Here is an 18,159-nt window from a genome sequence, read left to right on the forward strand (position 1 = left end):
GAAACGACACTGTCAGCTGTACTTGACCACTCGCTCACGTTTCTCAGCGATGCTAGTTTGCCGCATTCGCAGCTCTTCTTGGTAGTGAATTCTGCGTGCCTCTTCTAATTTGCCCATACTAAGCGCAGACGTTAAATCCACAGCCCACCACTTCTCCTCCAACGCCTTGTGCATTTCAATTTGAGCACTGGTGAAGCGGGGATTTCCTGCAGTGACCTTAGGCTTGAAACTTGGGAAAACGCCTTGCTCAACATTCGCAACCAGAAGCTCTGTACGTTTGAGCAGCCTGCTGACACTGGCACGCATACGGTTTTGACGCTTGAAGATTTCCTCCGTGTTACCCCGCAAAGACTCATTGCTGGGACTGACACGTAACAAACTGCCAATGCGAAACAAATCAGCACGCCGCTCAAACCCTTGATTGTTGTTAAGTGCCTTTAACGCCGCAGGCTTCTCAATCAGTTCACGGTGAAGGCTATGCACCTCATGCATTTTTCGAAGTGTGTGCAGTCTGAACTGCACAGGATTGAGCTTGAACTTCGAAGTGCTCATCTCCAACCTGTTGTTGAGTCTCTGCTCTTCATAGGCATCAAGAATTTTGCCTATTTGTCGTTGGATCGTGCGACGTGACAACTTGAGTGGAATGCTCACCCATGTTTGATCTGGCTGTGGCATTGAGGCGGTTCTGTCACGGGCATACCTCGCCAACTCCTGCACTTTGGGAAACGCTTCTTGCTCCCTGAATACCCAGCTACCTCGCTCTTGCCACCATTCTTCGAAAGTGCAGTCGTAAATGTTGCCAAACGCCCTGTAGACCTTGGCTAGTTCCCTGTCCTGTGTTTCTGCTTTGCGATTTTTAGAGGTTTGGCAAACCAGCCAATAGTCCTTGCTAAGCCGCAAGAATTCCCACCACCAACGATGCACGCCCTCCTTGACCACAGCCAGAGAGTCTTTCGCATTGCGGAAGCGAACCCTTGTGTGCCCCTTTAAAAGGTGCTCTTGAGATGGGTTTTCAAACAAATCATCCATTTATTAACTACTGGTGTGCTTGTTAAGTCATGTGCTAGTTAACGGCAAATGATACATCCATCGCAGCAACAAACACAAACAAGTTGAGGCGATGACCGCAGAGGTGCGGTCTTTATTAACCGCATTACAGGAGCTTCCAAATGCAAAATACCTTGACCGCTACTTTGTCTACAACCAACGCTGCTGAGTTCGCTCACGCTATGCCTGCACCTGTCGTGAAAAACGACACTGCGACCCCATCCCAGCCAAGCATCAAACTGAGCGCCTTGCGTGTGCCAGCGACCGTCACAGTTGGTACATCATCAACATCTGTGTCCCAAAACAAGCTGGCTGTGATGGAGCAGGCACGCATGAGCTGGGAAACCACTGAACTTGCTGCCTCCAACAAGCGCCTTTACAGCATCCTCAAAGATGCCTACAGCTACTACCTTGTGTTGAAACAGGACAGCAGCAAAGAAATCCGCAAGTCTCGTGCGGACGAACTTGATGCTTTCATCGCCGAGCGCAAATACACGTTCATGCCCAGCACACATGACATGACTCGTGTCGTCAAGTGCGTGTTTGGCGTTGATCGTCGCCGTGTGAGTGCTTACAGCATTGCTCTGCGTGAAGCACTGCGGCAAGACGTTGCGGCGATTGATCTTGTTGCCTTCATTGAGCAGGAAGGTGGAGTTGAGCAGATCCGCATGGGAGGCACCAAACCCCTGTCAGTGTCCAAGCGAGCCGCAAAGGCTGCCGATCAAGTGCTGGGCACTGAGCTTGGCATGCTCAAGTTTGACCCGTCCATGTTTGCTGCAGACGCTGACTGGGCTGACAAGCAAGTGGTCATCGTTGCCACCTATTTGCCCACTGGCGAGTTTCAAGCCAACGCAGTGATCAGGCACGACAGCGCTGTCAACGCTGCACTGGCTGCTTACTACAGCCAGCAGCAAGCCAACCTGCGCAAAGAAGCACAGGCTGAGCGGGAGGCTGAAGAAGCGGCATTAGCTGCAACCAAGGCTGCAGAAAAAGAAAAAGCCAAACAAGCGAAGCTTGAACAGCAAAAGGCTGCTGTAGCTGCAGAAAAGACTGCTGAAGTACAGCAAGCAGCCTTGGCAGCACAAGTATCAAACTTGTTTGAAATTCAGCAAGGCTAATAAATTTATGGGGAGCAATCCTCCACGCATTACACCTACTTTTTTGGAGATTCACATGAACGGACTTAGACCTAACTGCTTGGATGATTTTTTGTTTTCTAACCCCACAGATCGCCTGAAACTGGAACTGATCATGCAGCGCCGACTGCCTTTTCCATTTGCGGGCAAGAGCGGCATCTTGCTGCACGGTACATGGGGTACTGGCAAATCCACACTGGCTCAGCTGCTGCCAAGCTTGCTGGAGACCGCTTATTCATGCTCATGGAATTTGGCGCAAGGCGTGGGACAAATGCCCACTCCCGTGCCTGACCACTGCCAGACACAGGTGTTTCGCTGTGGAGGTGGACTCAGCATCACAGCTATCTCTCAAACCATCAACAACCACAACAATGTCATGCCTCTTTGGCACTACAGCCAACACGATTATTTTGTGTTCGATGAGTTGGACAAATTGACCATTGGCGCACAGCAATCGCTGCGCTCGACCATGGACTTGAAGCGCTGCATGTACTTTTTTACTACCAACTACCTAAGCAAGATTGACCCGGGTATTGTTAATCGCTGTCACCTCGTGGAAATGAACCAAATCACCACACCCAGCGCTTACATTCCAATCGGTCAAAGCATTTTGAAGAATATGGGTGTTGGTGCAGGTGTCGTGAGCAACACCACGCTTGAAGGTTTTGCAGCCAAAGCACGGGGTTCATTACGCGACTACAACCATGCGGTCATCATGGAAGGCATCATGAACGATGGGTTATTGCCCTGATAGCCACTGTCGTTTTTCACGACACTCAAACCAAGCCCGCCACTGTGCGGGCTTTTTTACGTGGGTGTGAACACTGCGCCAGCTAGCGCAGCTGTCGTTTCACACGACACCTTGTGTGCCGTTATTTCGTGACTGCAGCGCCAGCGCGCAGGCGTAAAAAAACCCACCGCGTTGCCACGGTGGGTTTTTTGAACTTATAACCATCAGCTGACTTGCGCCAGCGTCAAATTAGAAAGTGTGGCCAACGACCAAGGAGGTCTCAGTCACGTCAGCAGCAGCACCCGAACGGTCGATCTTGTTGGAGATCAAGGAAATGGCTGTGCGCTTGCTCAGGTTGTGGCGGTAGCCAACAAATGTCTGCTTGACGTCATCACCGAAGTATTCGTTGAGCGAACCAGAAGCGCTGCGCTTGCCGAAACCAGCCGACACGATGCCAGCGCCGATGGGCGCAGCCACGGTCAGGGCCATGGCATCGCCAGGGTTCACGCCCGAATCCAATTTGATTTGCTGCGATGTGAGGCCCACTTTGGCCACACCGAAGTCATAGCTGGCCAAGATGGTGGTCATCTTGTAGGCTTGAACAGCAGGAGTAGCAGCAACGGCAGCAACAGCTGGGGTGTATGTGAATGGAGAAGTTGTCGATTGGGTAGCAGCAACAGCAGCTACTGCTGCACCAGCAGCCACAGTTTGCTTGCTGTCTGTCAAGTTCACAGCAGCGGCCAAGGGGCCGTTGGCGTATTGCAGTGTGAAGGACGTGGTGTCTTTGGTGGCAGCTGTTGTGCCGTCCACACCAGCCAAAGCGACAGAAGCGCTGAAGCCGTTCATGGCAGGCGAAGAATAAGCCACATAGTTGCTGTACGCGTCACCGTAGATCACGCGAGCACCAGCATCCACCTTGGAACCAGCGCCAGCAGAGATGCCGGACAACACAGGCATTTGGCTCACGTCACCGATGGCACCCCACAGACCACGCACAGCCGAAGCACCGCGACCCACGAAGGCGGTACCGAAACCACCGCTCAAAGACACGTTGGCACCGCGGTCACCCAGGGTTGTTGCAGCAGCAGCAGCACCAGCGTTGTTCAGTTTGGTTTCAGCGAATGCGCCGATGGAAGTTTGCAACTGGAAAGCAGCCTTCAAGCCACCGCCCAGGTCTTCAACGCCAGCAAAGTTCAGGTTGCCGGTTTGGCGAGCGATTTGTGTGCCAGTGGAAACGGTGCCAGTTTTGGAAGTACCCACCACCAAGCCGTAGCCGCCAGACAAAGTCACGTTAGATTGTGCGAAAGCAGCGCCAGAAGCTGCCAAAACAGCCAGAGCAATCAGAGTTTTTTTCATTGCAAATTTCTCCAAAGTTTAAAAAAGAGCTTCGAATCCACCAGGTGAGCATCACCTGCCTGAATGCTTAGCCAACCTCCAAATTCGGAAGGTTGAGCTATTGCACCAGAGCCCTGCGACTTTTCAAAGAAATTCCTTGAATAAAGGTCTTTTTCGTTGCATGGATGCAACAAATGATGGGGATTCGCCCTCACAAATTGTCATTTTTTCAATTAATTCAACAATTTGCATAATTTTTAGAAGGTGTTGCTTGAATAGACCACCAAGCCCTTTGGGGGCATTTGCGGCGTTTTTTGGGATGCTACGGTGACACTCTATTAAAGTAAGTTCCTTCACGAAGGCTTTTATGTTCCCCAACGCTTTGATTTTGGCCGCCGACAGCGCTTTACGCACCTTGTTTGCCGAACCGCGTGCCAGTCGGCCCATGCCGCTGGCCCCACGGGCTGAACTGGTGCTGACATCCGAAGATCGGCGCGAATCGGCGGCGTTGATGCGGGTGAACCATGTGGGTGAGGTGTGCGCTCAGGCGCTGTACACCGGACAGGCTTTGGCCTGCCAAAGTCCGGCTTTGCGCGCCCAGTTGGCCGAAGCCAGCCGCGAAGAGACGGACCACTTGGCTTGGACGAAGCAGAGACTCGATGACCTCAACGATCGCCCCTCGCTCTTGAACCCGCTGTGGTATGCCGGCGCGTTTGCCATTGGGTATGCGGCGGGCAAGTTGGGTGGCGACCGTGTGAGCCTGGGCTTTGTGGTGGAAACAGAACGCCAGGTGGAAGCCCATTTGCAAAGCCACATGGACCGCCTGCCCGCTGCGGACAACGCATCCCGTGCCATCGTGGCGCAAATGAAAGCCGATGAAATCGCCCACGCCCAGATGGCCATGAAGGCCGGGGCGGTGGAGCTGCCAGGCCCTGTCAAGTCGGGGATGCAACTGGCCGCCAAGGTGATGACCACCGTGGCGCACCGGATTTGAAGCGCGCCAATTAAGCCGCTTCCACCAACTCAAAACTGGTGGTGATTTCGGCGCTCTTGCCCAGCATGATGCTGGCCGAGCAATATTTGTCATGGCTCATGGCAATCGCCCGCTCCACCGCGCTGGCGGGCACACCTTTGGCGGTGACGGTGAAGTGCATGTTGATCTTGGTGAAGACTTTGGGGTCCACCTCGGCACGTTCGCTGCTGAGCTTGACGCTGCAGCCCCGCACGTCGTGTCGGCCCCGCTTCAAAATGAGCACCACATCGTAGGCGGTGCAGCCGCCTGTCCCGGCCAAGAGCAATTCCATAGGGCGAGGCGCCAGGTTTTGGCCACCGTTTTCGGGCTTTGCGGCGTCTGGCGCACCGTCCATGACCACCATGTGCCCAGAGCCGGTCTCGGCCACAAAGCCCATGCCTGAGCGGGTACCGGCCGCGCCGGTCCAAGAAACTGTGCATTCCATGTCGTGATTCCTACGATATTTCCGTTTTGACTGCGTTTGTCAGGGCCGCTCAGCTTTGCAGTGCTTTCCACATCTCCATGTCGCGCTCGGCGGTCCAGATGCGGGGGTTCTTGATGCCACTGGCTTCGTCATAAGCGCGGGTCACGTCAAAGGGCAGGCAGTGCTCGTAAATGAACACATGGCCAAAGACCGGGTCCATGCTCTTGCGGGTGTGGGCCATGGCCGCCTTCAGGTCCATCTGGGCGGCAACGGCTTCTTTGCCCGCCTGGAACAAGGTCGTGACCCAGCGCTGGGTGTAGTCGAGCGCTTTGTTGACATTGGCATTGCCCTTCATGGCTTCACCGCGGCCCGGCACGATGAACTCGGCCTTCAGGGCGCGCAGTGCTTCCAGTGTGGCGGGCCACTCTTGCAGTTGCGCGTCGCCCGTGTACACGCCAGCTTCGTATTCAACCAAGTCGCCGGAGAAGAGCACTTTTTCTTCTTCCACCCAAGCGATGGTGTCACCGCGGGTGTGCCCTGGACCGGGGTGCCAGATTTGTACCACCACGCCACCCAAATTGATGCTGAGCTTGCCAGGCACTTCGCCTTGGGTCGGGTTACCGCCGCTCACCACCATGGTTGGCCAAGTCAGGCCAGGGATGCTGTCTGCGCCACGGAACAGGCGCGGGAAGCGCTCCATCTCGCTTTTCATGTCTTGCGCGCCACGCTCTTTGATCAGGTCCAAAGTGCCTTCGCTGGCGATGATCTCGGTGGCACCTTCGGCGGCGTAGGCGTATGCGCCCAGCACGCGCACCGCGTGGTAATGGGTCAACAAGACGTATTTGATGGGCAGGTCGCTGACGGTGCGGATCTTCTGGATCAGGTCTTGCGCCATGGCCGGGGTGGCGGTGGCGTCACTCACCATGATGAAACGGTCACCGATGATCACGCCCGAATTGGGGTCACCCTCGGCGGTGTAAGCCCAGCAGTGGGGGCTGAGTTGCTCGAAGGTGATCTTTTTTTCGGTCAAATCGGCTTGGCTGGCGAATGCCTTGGCAGGGGCTTTGGACATGGAAGTCTCCGGTCAGTGAATGGGGGTGATTTTACTTAAACGAAATGCGTTACGGATAGGTAAATTCCAGAGCTCAACCCAAACCCTTTTCGAGCATGCCAATCACCTCATCGGCAAAAGCCGCGTAACTGATGGGCCCACCGGGGCGCAGCCAGGTGAAGGTCCAGTTGATCATGCCCAGCAGCATCATGGTCAAGGCGGTCTGGTTGGTGGGGGTGAGGCGCTGGGGATAGGCGCGTTTCATGAAACGGGTCATCGCAGCCACGATGTCACGCTGGCGGTTCAGGATCAGCTCGCGCGGGGACACACTGGCGGTGGGCAATGTGGCATCGACAACATTGCTCAAAAACTGCGTGTCGTTCAGCAGCGCTGCGTGCCGGGTGGCCGAGGTCTCGTACTCCTGCAAAAACGCCCGCACCAACTCATGCAGTGTGGCGCGTTCGTTCAGGTCTTTGCGCTGGGCCGTGGCTTCGGTTTGCGCAATCACCGCCAGCAAGCGTTGGGTGTGCCGGTCCAGCAGGTCGAACAAAATGGCTTCTTTGCTCTCGTAATAGTGGTAAAGCCGTGCTTTGGACGTGCCACAGGCTGCGGCAATTTCGTTCATGCTGGCCGCAGGGTAGCTGCGCTCGGCAAAGCATTGCGCAGCGATGTCGAGGATCGCGTCGCGCTTGATGTCGTGGGTGGCTGATTTGGGGCGGGCCATGGTGTGCGAAGGGCGGCCTCAAACCGGCCACACCACCCCGTTGTCGTTCAAGATGGCGTCCAGTGGCTCGTCGTGCGCTTCGGGCTCCAGGTCATCCACAAAGCCTTGGGTGAAGCCCAAGCCGACTGTGAAGGGTTTGGGCTGCAAGGTGGCCAAGGTACGGTCGTAAAAGCCGCCGCCGTAGCCCAGTCGGTAGCCCCCTGTGCCGTAGCCCACGCAGGGCACAAACAACAAGGTGGGCACGATGACTTCGGTGTCTTTGGGCTTGGGGATGCCGTAGGCGTCTTCTTCCATGGCACAGCCCGGGTACCAGGTGTGGAAAGTCAAAGTCTTGTGCAGCTTGTTGACCACCGGCAGGCCGATTTGGCGGCGCTGCGGCTCACCGTGCAGTTCGCCGTCTTCTTTCCAACGGTGCAGCACGGGCAAAGGGTCAAATTCGCCCTTGATGGGCCAATAAGCACCAATGACCGTGTCCGGGCGGTCAAATAGCCAAATGCGCATGATGCGCTGCAAGGCTTCGGCCCGCTCCAAACGATCCGGCAGGTTCAACCGCTCTGTCACCAAGGCTTTTCGCAAGGCTCTTTTAACGTCAGCTTTGTCCATAATCGACCCATGAAATTCAATCAGATTCTGACACTGCTTTGTGCCGTCGCGACGACAGGCTTGTTCAGCCCTTTGGCAAACGCCCAAGCTCAAGCCCCCAACCGGGGGGATGAGGTCATTTTGGCCATGAGCCAGGCCTTCAAAAAGAACGACAAATCCCGCCTGTCTGCTTTGTTACCCCAAGCCCGAGGCCATGTGTTGGAGCCCTTGGCCGCCTATTGGGAAATGCGCGCGCGGTTGGACACGGCCCCCGAATCCGAAATCCGCGGTTTTTTGAACAGCTACGCGGGCAGCTACTACGAAGACAGATTGCGCAACGACTGGCTGCTGCAGTTGGGCAAGCGTCGGAATTGGGCAGGCTTCACCGCCGAATACCCTCGCTACCGCATGCGCGATGACCGCGAATTGCGCTGTTATGCCCTGGCGACCGAGGCCATGAACAGCAAAGCCGACGTGGCCGAAGAAGCCAAGCGCCTGTGGTACAGCCTGAGGGAGGCCGACGACGGCTGCACTTACGTCGCCGACCATTTGCATTCGGGCAAACAGATCAACGGCCTCGATTTGTGGCGCAAGGCCCGCATCGCCATGGACGCGAACCGTCCCCGCGCAGCGCAAGCTGCGGTCGACATCGAGGCACCCCGCTTGTCCGAACAGGTGACCCTGATTCACACGGACCCGGCCAAATACCTGGACAAGCGTATCTTGGCCATCACCAAGAGCCGCAAGGAGTTGGCGGTGCTGGCGCTGATCCGTCTGGCCGCCAAAGACCCGGACGAGGCGGCCGATTTGCTGAATCGGCGCTGGGCCATCCAGCTCAGTCCAGAAGAGCGCAATTGGACGTGGGCCGTGATTGGCAAACAAGCCGCGTGGAAACTGCAGGACAACGCTGCCAGCTACTTTGCCAAGGTGCAAAAAGACAGTGACCTGAACGACGATCTGCTGGGTTGGAAAGTGCGTGCCGCCCTGCGTCAGGGCCAATGGCGGCAGGTCCTGTTGGCAACACAGGCCATGAGCGCAGAATCGCAAAAAGACCCCGCTTGGATGTATTGGCGCGCCCGGGCCTTGATGGCGACGGCGCAGGACACCGCCCAACGCCAAGAGGCGCAAGGTCTGCTGCGCAACATCGCCAGCGTGAAAGGCTTTTACGAGCAACTGGCGCTGGAAGAGCTGGGTCAGCTCATCACCGTACCGGAACGCCCCACAGCGCTGACGCCCCAAGAAAAAGGGGCCGCCCAGACCCACCCGGGTTTGCAACGCGCCCTGTACGCCATCCAGATCGGGCTTCGCCAAGAGGGCAACCGCGAATGGAACTACAGCACCAATTTGCACACACCGGGCGGCATGAGCGACCGTGAACTGCTGGCCGCCGCCGACTTGGCCTGCCAGCGACAAGTGTGGGACCGGTGCATCAACACCAGCGACCGCACCAAAGAGGAGATTGATTTTGACCAGCGCTTTCCTCTGCCGCTGCGCGATATCGTGGTGCGCCGCGCAGGCGAAATTCGCCTCGATCCGGCTTATGTGTATGGCTTGATCCGTCAGGAAAGCCGCTTCGTGATGGACGCCCGCTCGCATGTGGGTGCAGCGGGTCTCATGCAAGTCATGCCGGCCACCGCCAAGTGGACCGCTAAAAAAATAGGCTTGACCAGCTTCACCCCAGAGCAGATCACCGAGCGCGAGGTGAACGTGGCCATTGGCACAGGCTACCTGAAACTGGTGCTGGACGATTTTGAAGGTTCCATGCCGATGGCCACCGCCGCCTACAACGCTGGGCCGAGCCGCCCACGCAACTGGCGCAATGGCCCAGTGCTCGAAGCCGCCGTCTGGGCCGAGAACATCCCGTTCCAGGAAACGCGCGATTACGTGAAGAAAGTGCTGTCCAACACCACCAACTACGCCGCCATCTTGACGCGCCAGCCGCAATCACTCAAAGCCCGTTTGGGGATGATCGGTCCTCGCAATTCACCCATGGCAGAGGTGAACAAGGATTTGCCTTGAAAAATTCAGGCCACGGGTCCCAGCAATTCGTCCAAGTTGGCGTTGATTTTTTCGGCAATCTTGCCGCTGTAGGCGCCCAACAAGAAGCCGAGTTTGATGTGCAGGTCAAACCGCACATCGGTCACGGTCAGCGCGCCGCTGACACCGCTGCGCTCAAAGCGCATGCGGTCGGCCGTCTCACCGGGCTCGGACGTGCAGGTCATCCCCCAGTCTTGCTCAGCCTGCTCACGCCAGCGCTGGGCCAGCATGCGAGCACCGTCCATGCCCAAAGTGTGTTCGCGTTCGATTTTCAATTCGGGCATGTTGCCACCTCCACCAAGCAATCGTAAAAAACAGGGGCACGCCCCAAGTCGGTCAGGTGTTGGCTGGTCAACTCGTTCACGTTGGTGCCGTTCAGGCCCAGCTTGCGCCACCAAATGCCCAAGCCATGGACCACCCCCAGACGCGCTCGCTGATTCACCCGCGCCTTGCAATGGTAGGCGCCACGGTCATTGAAGACCCGCACCACCGCGCCGTCAAGAATGCCCCGCTGAGCCGCATCTTCGGGATGCATCTCCAGCACGGGTTCGACCTCGATGTCGCGCAAGCTTTGCACGTTGACAAAGGTCGAATTGAGGAAGTTGCGCGCAGGCGGCGAAATCATGGCCAGTGGGTAGCGTCCACCGGGCGCGGCCAGTTCGTAATTGGGCACGTGGTCGGGCAGGCCATCCAGCCCCTGATCGGCCAGTCGCTGGCTGAAAAACTCGCAGCGGCCAGAGGGCGTAGGAAAGCGGCCCTGCGCAAACGGCGCATCGGACACGGGCAACGAGGCAAAACCGTGGGCCAGCAGCTGCTCAAAATCCTGCGCGTCGCCGATGGCGCAGCGGCACAGGCTTTCGTCGCTTTCGGTAAAACACGCATCGTGAAAACCCATGCGCGCGGCCAAGCCTCTAAAGATGTCGGTGTTGGTGCGCGCACCGCCGACGGGGGCTATGGCCGGACGGTTGAGCAGGACATCGGTGTGGCCGTAGCTGGTGTGGATGTCCCAGTGCTCCAGCTGGGTGGTGGCCGGCAAGATGAAATCGGCGTAATCGGCCGTGTCGGTCTGGAAATGCTCCAGCACGACGGTGAACAGGTCTTCTCGGCCAAAACCCTGCACCACCTTGCCCGACTCGGGGGCCACAGCCACCGGGTTGCTGTTGTAAACGATCAAGGCTTCAATTTGCGGACCAAACGTGGGCGATGACGGGCGCAGCAAGTCGTCACCAATGGTGGTCATGTTGATGATTCGGGGACGCCGCTCGCCCAGCAAGTCGGGCCGTTGCAAAGCAGCTCGCCGCACTGGGAAGTGCCCAGAGCTGCTGAGCAAGACCCCGCCCGCCCGGTGCCGCCAAGCCCCGGTGAGCGCAGGCAGACAAGCGATCGCCCGCACCGCGTTCCCCCCTCCGCGAACACGCTGCATGCCGTAGTTCAAGCGAATGGCGGCTGGCTGGGTGGTGCCCCAGTCGAGGGCCAGTTGGCGGATTTGCTCAACCGGAACACCGCACACCTCGGCCGCCCGCTCTGGGGGCCATTGCAAGGCGCGGGCTTTCAAAGCGTCCCAGCCTAAGGTGTAGCGGTCGATGTAATCCTGATCCAACCAGCCATGAACGATCAATTCGTGCATCAATGCCAGCGCCAGCGCAGCGTCGGTGCCGGGGCGCAGCGCGATGTGTTCGTGGCATTTTTCTGCAGTCTCAGAGCGCCGAGGGTCGATGCACACCAATTTCGCACCTTGCCGCTTGGCCGCTTGGGCAATCCGCCAAAAATGCAGGTTGCTGCCGATCGAGTTGCTGCCCCAAATGACAATGAGCTTGGACTCGGCAAAGAACTCGACCTTCATGCCCACCTTGTTGCCCAAGGTCTGGGTCAACGCCTCGGCTCCGGCCGAGGCGCAAATCGTGCGGTCCAAGAGCGACGCACCCAGTTGGTGAAAAAACCGCGCCGCGATCGACTCACCCTGCACCAGGCCCATGGTGCCGGCATAGCTGTAGGGCAATATGGCTTGAGGGGCGCGGGCGGCGATGGTCTGCAGACGTTGGGCGATCTCGTCCAGGGCTTCGTCCCAACTCACAGGCTCAAACCGTCCAGCACCTTTGGGTCCTGCACGGCGCAGCGGCTGCAGCAAGCGCTCGGGGTGGTAGGTGCGCTCAGCATAACGCGAGACTTTGGTGCACAACACGCCATCGGTGGGCGCGTGCGCGGGGTTGCCCTGCACTTTGGTGGCACGGCCGTTTTCAACGGTCGTGAGCAAGGCACAGGTGTCGGGGCAATCGTGCGGGCAGGCACCACGCACCACTTGAAGGGCATCGGTCATGCACACATTTTGGCGCATCTTTCGGCACGCGCGCCGCTTCTAGATGACCAAGGCCTTCAACGCCGCTGGCCCGAGACGCACTGCCCCACCGCCACATCGCCGCGCTGCCAACAGGGACTGGCTGCGCGGTCATCGCGCTCGGGCACCCCGTCCATGCGGATTTGGGCCACCAGGGTGTCGAACCCTCGCACGCCGCGCTTGTCCAAATCCAAACGCAGCACCCAGCCCCGGCGCTGGTTGGCGTTGTCGGTTTCTTTCATCACAAAGTTGCCGACGCTGTAGATGACGGGCTTGCCTTGGATGTGTTCGATGTCTTGCGTCACATGGGGGTGCCCTCCAATCACGGCGTCGGCCCCTGCCTCGATCATCAAACGCGCCAGTTGCCGCTGACGGGCATTGGCAACCAACTCGTTTTCCCAGCCCCAATGCATGATGGGAATGACCAAGTCGGCGCGGTGCACTTGGCGTGCTTGGCGAATATCGTGCACCACTTGCTCGTCTTCGCTCCAAGCCACACCTGGCGCGTTGTGGTCTGCCTCGAAACTGCGGGGCATGAACTCGTTGTAGCTCAAGAGGGCGATGCGCAGGCCTTGTCGCTCCACCATCCACGGGGTGTGCGCTTGACCGAGGTTCAATCCCCCTCCCGCTTGCGCCAAGCCCGCCTGGCGCAACAAACCCAGCATTTGGGCAAATGCTGCCCGGCCAAAATCACCCGAATGGTTGTTGGCCAGTGTCACCCCATCAAAATGGGTCTTGAGCACAGGCAAAACACGGGGATGGGCCCGGAATGTGAAGTTTTTATCGCCTGCACTGCCCTCTGTGGCCACCACGCATTCGAGGTTGGCGATGCGGATGTCGGCTTGGGCCAACACCGCTGCAAAATCAGCAAAAGGATCACCGCCACGCGCGATGAGCTCGCCCGGCGCATCGTCCAGTACGGTATCGCCGACAAACACCAAACGAACAGGCGGGTCCAGGGCCGGTGCGGTTTGGGCCAAAACCCAAGAGCCGCCCCCTGCAACCACCCCCAAGGTCACACAGGCCAGCCCTTTGGCCATGAAAGTGCTGGTTTTGGAAAAAAATGTGACAAGCTGTCTCATGGTGCCCAACCTTCCAATTGACAGCTGTAAATCAATTCCCGCTCCAGTGGTCCGCCGTAAACATGGTTTTGCCCCGTGATCGGCCAAGCCGTTTGGGTTGCGGGAAAAGGCGGCAAATATTTCACTTGGTGGACCAAGATGGGCTGGGCGGGCGTGTCCAAGTAGCTGTAAATCGCGATGCGCTCAATCTTTTGGGCCGTGCCCACCATGATTGGTTTGAACCAAAATCGCCCACCAATGTCCACCGAAGGCACCGGGTAGGGGTCCGCCACCGGGCGGGCCACCACGGTCTGAGTGACCCCTGCATAAGTGACTTGGCACGAGAGTTGGGGCTGAGATTGGGCCTGTGCAGCGCCCCCCCAAACCCACATCGGGATCAGGGCCCATGCCCAACGCACAGGTGTTTGAAAAGAGTGTGTCCGCATGAGGCCCCGATTGTGCACCCAGCCCAAGGCACGCAGGTGACAGGCGCAAGCCAACGGCCTTGGGCCTGGATTGGCAAAGAAAGGCAAGTCCCGCTAGACTGTCTGCATGAAACTCCTTGACACCATCCTCACCGATGCCGCCAGCATCGCCGACATCCGCAAAGACATCCACGCCCACCCCGAGTTGTGCTTTCAAGAAGTGCGCACGGCCGACGTGGTGGCCCAGCAGCTGACCGACTGGGGGATCCCCATCCACCGCGGCATGGGCACCACGGGCGTGGTCGGGATTGTGCATGGGCGTGACGGTGGCGCATGTGGGCGGGGCATTGGACTGCGCGCTGACATCGACGCCCTGCCCATGCAGGAATTCAACACCTTTGCCCACGCCAGCAAACACCACGGCAAGATGCACGCCTGCGGCCACGACGGCCACACGGCCATGCTGCTGGCGGCTGCCAAGCACCTGGCCAAGCACCGCGACTTTGATGGCACGGTGTACTTGATTTTCCAGCCCGCCGAAGAAGGCGGCGGCGGTGCCCGCGAAATGATCAAAGATGGCCTGTTCGACAAGTTTCAAATGCAAGCGGTGTTCGGCATGCACAACTGGCCCGGCGCCGCTGTGGGCACCTTTGCCGTGAGTGCAGGTCCCGTGATGGCGTCGAGCAACGAGTTCAAGATCACCATCCGCGGAAAAGGCAGCCATGCGGCCTTGCCGCACAACGGTGTGGACCCAGTGCCCATCGCCTGCCAGATGGTGCAGGGTTTCCAGACCATCATCACCCGCAACAAAAAACCGGTGGATGCGGGCGTGATCTCGGTCACCATGATCCACGCCGGTGAAGCCACCAACGTGGTCCCCGATTTCTGTGAGTTGCAGGGCACGGTGCGCACCTTCAGCATCGAGGTGCTGGACCTGATCGAGACCCGCATGAAGCAAGTCGCGGAGTCGCTCTGTGCGGCATTCGACGCCCATTGCGAATTCGAGTTCCACCGCAACTACCCCCCCACGATCAACAGCCCGGTCGAAGCCGATTTCGCACGCCAAGTGATGGGCGGCATCGTGGGCGCCGAGCGGGTGATGCCTCAGGAGCCCACCATGGGCGCTGAAGACTTTTCATACATGCTGCAGGCCAAGCCCGGCGCTTATGTCTTCATCAGCAACGGCGACGGTGCGCACCGAGAGATGGGGCACGGTGGTGGGCCTTGCACTTTGCACAACCCGAGTTACGACTTCAACGATGACCTGATCCCGCTGGGCGGCACTTATTGGGTGGAGTTGGCCACGCAGTGGCTGGCCAAGCCCACGCAAACCGTCTGACAGGACCCGTGCATGACCGATACCCCAAGTAGCTTCTCCCAAAGCTACGCGCAGGCCCGTGAAAAATTTTGGCATGCTGCCCACACTGCAGGCCTGCAGGTGGACGCCAACGTCCACCCCCTGCCCGGGCGCGAAGGTGAAACCTTGGCCATGGACGTCGTGCTCGATGGCGCCCCCGATGCCCAGTCCTTGCTGGTGATCAGCAGCGCATGCCACGGTGTCGAAGGCTTTTGCGGCTCCGGCGTGCAAGTCCATGCGCTGCAAAACACCGCCTGGCGTGAAGCTGCCCGTGCGAGGGGTGTCGCGGTGCTTTACATCCACGCCCTCAACCCACACGGGTTTTCACATGTTCGGCGTGTCACCCACGAAAACGTGGACATCAACCGCAACTTTCAAGACTTCTCCCAGCCCCTGCCAGACAACCCGGCCTACCGTGAAATTGAGCCCTTGCTGTTGCCCGATGTCTGGCCACCCGACGCAGCCAATGTGGCGGCCACCCAGCAATACATCAACGATCGCGGCATGAAAGCTTTTCAGGCCGCCATCTCCAAAGGGCAGCATGAGTTTCCCGAAGGTCTTTTTTTCGGAGGGAAGGCCCCAACCTGGAGCAACCTCACCCTGCGAAAAGTCCTGCAAAAATACGCTCAGCGTTGCCAACGACTGGCTTGGATCGACCTGCACACCGGCTTGGGCCCAAGCGGCGTGGGTGAGCGCATTTTTGCCTGCGCCGACGATGCGCAAGCCTTTGCCCGGGCCCAATCCTGGTGGGGTCAAGGCATCACCTCCATTTATGACGGCTCCTCCAGTTCACCACGGCTCACCGGATTGATGTGGATGGCGGCTTACCAAGAGTGTCCGCAGGCGCAATACACCGGTATCGCTCTGGAGTACGGCACGCAAGCCCCGGACAGGGTCATCTTTGCCTTGCGCGGTGACCACTGGCTGCAAGGGCATCCCGAGGCCCCTGCAGCCCTGCACAGACACATCAAACAAGACCTGATGGATGCGTTCTACGTCGACACCGACGCCTGGCGCGCCCAGATCGTGGATCAAGCCATGGAAGCCATGCGCCAAGCTGTTACAGGATTGAGTTCACCATGAGCACCCCACGCGTTTTGCTGTTGGGCGGCAGCGGCTTTGTCGGCCGCCAGGTTGCCGAACAACTGGCTCGTCTGGGCTGGCACATCACCGTGCCTACCCGCCGCGCAGTCCATGCGGCCAGCGTACAAAGCTTGCCCGGATTGACGGTGATCGAGGCCTCTGTTCACAAGGCTGCTGACTTGGCCCGCCTGATGCTTGGCCACGATGCGGTGGTGAACCTGGTGGCGGTGCTCCACGGCAATGAGGAACGCTTTGAAAGCGTGCATGTGGATTTGCCCGGCAAGATCGCCAGCGCCATGAAAAAAGCAGGTGTGCAGCGCCTGGTGCACGTCAGCGCTCTGGGCGCCGATCCGCAAGGACCCTCGATGTACCAGCGCAGCAAGGCGCGCGGCGAAACGGTTTTGCACAACTCGGGGCTGCAGTTGACGGTGCTGCGCCCCAGCGTGATCTTTGGCGCCGAAGACAAGTTCCTCAACCTCTTTGCCAACCTGCAGGCCATCGTCCCCATCGTGCCGCTGGCGGGCAGCGGCACGCGTTTTGCACCCGTCTGGGTCGGCGATGTGGCCCGCGCCGTGGTGACGTGTCTGCAAAAACCGGACACCATCGGCCAGACTTACGAGCTGTGCGGCCCCGACGTGTTGACGCTGGGTGCGTTGGTGCATGGCGCCGGGCAATGGGCCGGCGTGAACCATGGCCGCGGTCGCCCGGTGATCGGTTTGCCCATGTGGATGGGGTGGCTGCAGGCGCTGGCGATGGAAATGTTGCCTGGCGAGCCGCTGATGAGTCGCGACAATTTGGCGTCCATGAAAGTGGACAACGTGGCGACAGGCCAGCTGCGAGGCCTGGCCGCGCTGGGCATCACGGCCGCCTCTGTGGCAGGGGTGGCGCCGACCTATTTGGGCCATCGCGGCCCGCGCAGCAAGCTGAACCGTTGGCGATCGGGCGCGGGGCGTTGACCTCAACTGCAAAGGACTGGGGTGGGGGCGTGAGGGCACCTGAGGGAGCCTCATGACGGGATACCGAAAATCCTCACCCGCCGCATGCCCTCACTCACCTGAGATTTGCCATCAATGTGTCGCTCATCTACCACCATCACCGCTAACATGTGGGCTCTGTTTGACGGGAGAAAACAATGATCCAGCTTTACATCGCCAACAAAAACTACTCCTCTTGGTCCATGCGCCCTTGGGTGCTGATGCGCCAGGCGGGCATTGAATTTGAAGAGGTGTTTGTTCGCTTTGACAGCTTCGCGCCCGACTCGGAATTCAAATCCGCTCTGAAAAACGTCAACCCGGTGGGCAAGGTGCCGGTGCTGGTGCACGACGGCTTGGCCGTGTGGGACACCTTGGCCATCGCTGAATACGTGGCCGAACTGTTCCCAGACAAGCAACTTTGGCCGCAAGACCGCGCTGCCCGTGCGCGCGCCCGAAGCGTCTGTGCTGAGATGCACAGTGGCTTCACCGGACTGCGCAGCGCCTGCCCCATGAACATCGAGGCGCAACTGCCCGAGGTGGGCGCACTGGCCCTGCGCGACAAACCCGCCGTGCGTGCCGATCTGGAGCGCATCTGCAGCCTCTGGCGTGGCTTGCTCCAGGAGCATGGCGGACCCATGCTGTTTGGTGCCTTCTCTGTGGCCGATGCCTACTTCGCCCCAGTGGTCATGCGACTGAAAACCTACGCCCTGCCCGTGCCAGCCGAGGTGGCCGCCTACATGGCGCGGGTGTGTGCCCTGCCCGGTGTCAAGGCCTGGATCAGCGAAGCAATGGCCGAGCAAGACTTCATTGACTTCGAAGAGCCGTTCCGGCTTTCTCGTTGAAATC

General features: G+C 58.9%; 19 protein-coding genes. 8 read left to right on the forward strand and 11 right to left on the reverse strand.

What is annotated here, in order from left to right:
• Positions 1 to 12: 12 nt before the first annotated feature.
• The gene (locus tag ACHEXK_RS12775) at positions 13 to 1,029 is read right to left on the reverse strand and encodes a hypothetical protein (RefSeq protein ID WP_416546704.1); all 1,017 of its coding nucleotides are present in this window, start codon (positions 1,027 to 1,029) and stop codon (positions 13 to 15) included.
• 140 nt (positions 1,030 to 1,169) lie between these two features.
• Between ACHEXK_RS12775 and ACHEXK_RS12780 the strand changes: the two genes are divergently transcribed.
• Both ACHEXK_RS12780 and ACHEXK_RS12785 read left to right on the forward strand, forming a co-directional pair.
• Positions 1,170 to 2,165: a hypothetical protein gene (locus ACHEXK_RS12780; protein ID WP_416546705.1), complete on the forward strand. Its 996-nt coding sequence runs from the start codon at positions 1,170 to 1,172 to the stop codon at positions 2,163 to 2,165.
• Complete coding sequence (locus tag ACHEXK_RS12785) at positions 2,146 to 2,934, forward strand: AAA family ATPase (protein WP_416546706.1); 789 nt, start codon at positions 2,146 to 2,148, stop codon at positions 2,932 to 2,934. Before ACHEXK_RS12780 ends, ACHEXK_RS12785 begins: the two co-directional genes overlap by 20 nt.
• A gap of 228 nt (positions 2,935 to 3,162) precedes the next feature.
• Here ACHEXK_RS12785 and ACHEXK_RS12790 read toward each other — a convergent pair whose 3' ends face one another.
• Positions 3,163 to 4,269, reverse strand: a complete 1,107-nt coding sequence (locus ACHEXK_RS12790) for a porin (RefSeq protein ID WP_416546707.1) — start codon at positions 4,267 to 4,269, stop codon at positions 3,163 to 3,165.
• 123 nt (positions 4,270 to 4,392) lie between these two features.
• Positions 4,393 to 4,605 (reverse strand): hypothetical protein, encoded by a 213-nt coding sequence (locus ACHEXK_RS12795; RefSeq protein WP_416546708.1) that lies wholly within the window; start codon positions 4,603 to 4,605, stop codon positions 4,393 to 4,395.
• Between the two features lie 10 nt (positions 4,606 to 4,615).
• Between ACHEXK_RS12795 and coq7 the strand changes: the two genes are divergently transcribed.
• Positions 4,616 to 5,242, forward strand: coding sequence for a 2-polyprenyl-3-methyl-6-methoxy-1,4-benzoquinone monooxygenase (gene coq7, locus ACHEXK_RS12800; protein ID WP_416546709.1), 627 nt, complete (start codon positions 4,616 to 4,618; stop codon positions 5,240 to 5,242).
• A gap of 10 nt (positions 5,243 to 5,252) precedes the next feature.
• Here the strand turns inward: coq7 and ACHEXK_RS12805 are convergent, their stop codons facing one another.
• From ACHEXK_RS12805 to ACHEXK_RS12820, 4 genes are all read right to left on the reverse strand, one after another.
• Positions 5,253 to 5,705 (reverse strand): OsmC family protein, encoded by a 453-nt coding sequence (locus ACHEXK_RS12805; protein ID WP_416546710.1) that lies wholly within the window; start codon positions 5,703 to 5,705, stop codon positions 5,253 to 5,255.
• 49 nt (positions 5,706 to 5,754) lie between these two features.
• Positions 5,755 to 6,756 carry an MBL fold metallo-hydrolase gene (locus ACHEXK_RS12810; RefSeq protein ID WP_416546711.1) on the reverse strand — a complete coding sequence of 334 codons (1,002 nt, stop codon included), beginning with the start codon at positions 6,754 to 6,756 and terminating at the stop codon, positions 5,755 to 5,757.
• 73 nt (positions 6,757 to 6,829) lie between these two features.
• Positions 6,830 to 7,459 carry a TetR/AcrR family transcriptional regulator gene (locus ACHEXK_RS12815; RefSeq protein WP_416546712.1) on the reverse strand — a complete coding sequence of 210 codons (630 nt, stop codon included), beginning with the start codon at positions 7,457 to 7,459 and terminating at the stop codon, positions 6,830 to 6,832.
• Between the two features lie 18 nt (positions 7,460 to 7,477).
• Positions 7,478 to 8,062, reverse strand: a complete 585-nt coding sequence (locus ACHEXK_RS12820; protein WP_416546713.1) for a 5-formyltetrahydrofolate cyclo-ligase — start codon at positions 8,060 to 8,062, stop codon at positions 7,478 to 7,480.
• A gap of 9 nt (positions 8,063 to 8,071) precedes the next feature.
• Between ACHEXK_RS12820 and ACHEXK_RS12825 the strand changes: the two genes are divergently transcribed.
• A complete protein-coding gene (locus tag ACHEXK_RS12825) occupies positions 8,072 to 10,060 on the forward strand; it encodes a transglycosylase SLT domain-containing protein (protein WP_416546714.1) in 1,989 nt (662 codons plus the stop codon).
• Between the two features lie 5 nt (positions 10,061 to 10,065).
• On the opposite strand, the gene ACHEXK_RS12830 is transcribed toward ACHEXK_RS12825, so the two are convergent.
• The 4 genes from ACHEXK_RS12830 to ACHEXK_RS12845 are packed head-to-tail and all read right to left on the reverse strand — an operon-like array spanning position 10,066 to position 13,920.
• The gene (locus tag ACHEXK_RS12830; RefSeq protein ID WP_416546715.1) at positions 10,066 to 10,362 is read right to left on the reverse strand and encodes a polyhydroxyalkanoic acid system family protein; all 297 of its coding nucleotides are present in this window, start codon (positions 10,360 to 10,362) and stop codon (positions 10,066 to 10,068) included.
• Positions 10,350 to 12,395 carry a molybdopterin-containing oxidoreductase family protein gene (locus ACHEXK_RS12835; RefSeq protein ID WP_416546716.1) on the reverse strand — a complete coding sequence of 682 codons (2,046 nt, stop codon included), beginning with the start codon at positions 12,393 to 12,395 and terminating at the stop codon, positions 10,350 to 10,352. Before ACHEXK_RS12835 ends, ACHEXK_RS12830 begins: the two co-directional genes overlap by 13 nt.
• 56 nt (positions 12,396 to 12,451) lie before the next feature.
• Positions 12,452 to 13,495 carry a CapA family protein gene (locus tag ACHEXK_RS12840; protein WP_416546717.1) on the reverse strand — a complete coding sequence of 348 codons (1,044 nt, stop codon included), beginning with the start codon at positions 13,493 to 13,495 and terminating at the stop codon, positions 12,452 to 12,454.
• Positions 13,492 to 13,920: a hypothetical protein gene (locus ACHEXK_RS12845; RefSeq protein ID WP_416546718.1), complete on the reverse strand. Its 429-nt coding sequence runs from the start codon at positions 13,918 to 13,920 to the stop codon at positions 13,492 to 13,494. The genes ACHEXK_RS12840 and ACHEXK_RS12845 overlap by 4 nt, the downstream gene beginning before the upstream one ends.
• A 106-nt stretch (positions 13,921 to 14,026) precedes the next feature.
• Here ACHEXK_RS12845 and ACHEXK_RS12850 point away from each other — a divergent pair, with 106 nt between their 5' ends.
• From ACHEXK_RS12850 to ACHEXK_RS12865, 4 genes are all read left to right on the forward strand, one after another.
• The gene (locus ACHEXK_RS12850) at positions 14,027 to 15,238 is read left to right on the forward strand and encodes a M20 aminoacylase family protein (RefSeq protein ID WP_416546719.1); all 1,212 of its coding nucleotides are present in this window, start codon (positions 14,027 to 14,029) and stop codon (positions 15,236 to 15,238) included.
• Between the two features lie 12 nt (positions 15,239 to 15,250).
• Positions 15,251 to 16,339: a M14 family metallopeptidase gene (locus tag ACHEXK_RS12855; protein ID WP_416546720.1), complete on the forward strand. Its 1,089-nt coding sequence runs from the start codon at positions 15,251 to 15,253 to the stop codon at positions 16,337 to 16,339.
• On the forward strand, positions 16,336 to 17,295 hold the full coding sequence (locus tag ACHEXK_RS12860) for a complex I NDUFA9 subunit family protein (protein WP_416546721.1): 960 nt from the start codon (positions 16,336 to 16,338) through the stop codon (positions 17,293 to 17,295). Before ACHEXK_RS12855 ends, ACHEXK_RS12860 begins: the two co-directional genes overlap by 4 nt.
• A 176-nt stretch (positions 17,296 to 17,471) precedes the next feature.
• Positions 17,472 to 18,155 carry a glutathione S-transferase family protein gene (locus ACHEXK_RS12865; RefSeq protein WP_416546722.1) on the forward strand — a complete coding sequence of 228 codons (684 nt, stop codon included), beginning with the start codon at positions 17,472 to 17,474 and terminating at the stop codon, positions 18,153 to 18,155.
• Positions 18,156 to 18,159: the final 4 nt, after the last annotated feature.

It is taken from the genome of Limnohabitans sp. DCL3 (genome assembly GCF_048019295.1).
Lineage (GTDB): Bacteria > Pseudomonadota > Gammaproteobacteria > Burkholderiales > Burkholderiaceae_C > Limnohabitans_A.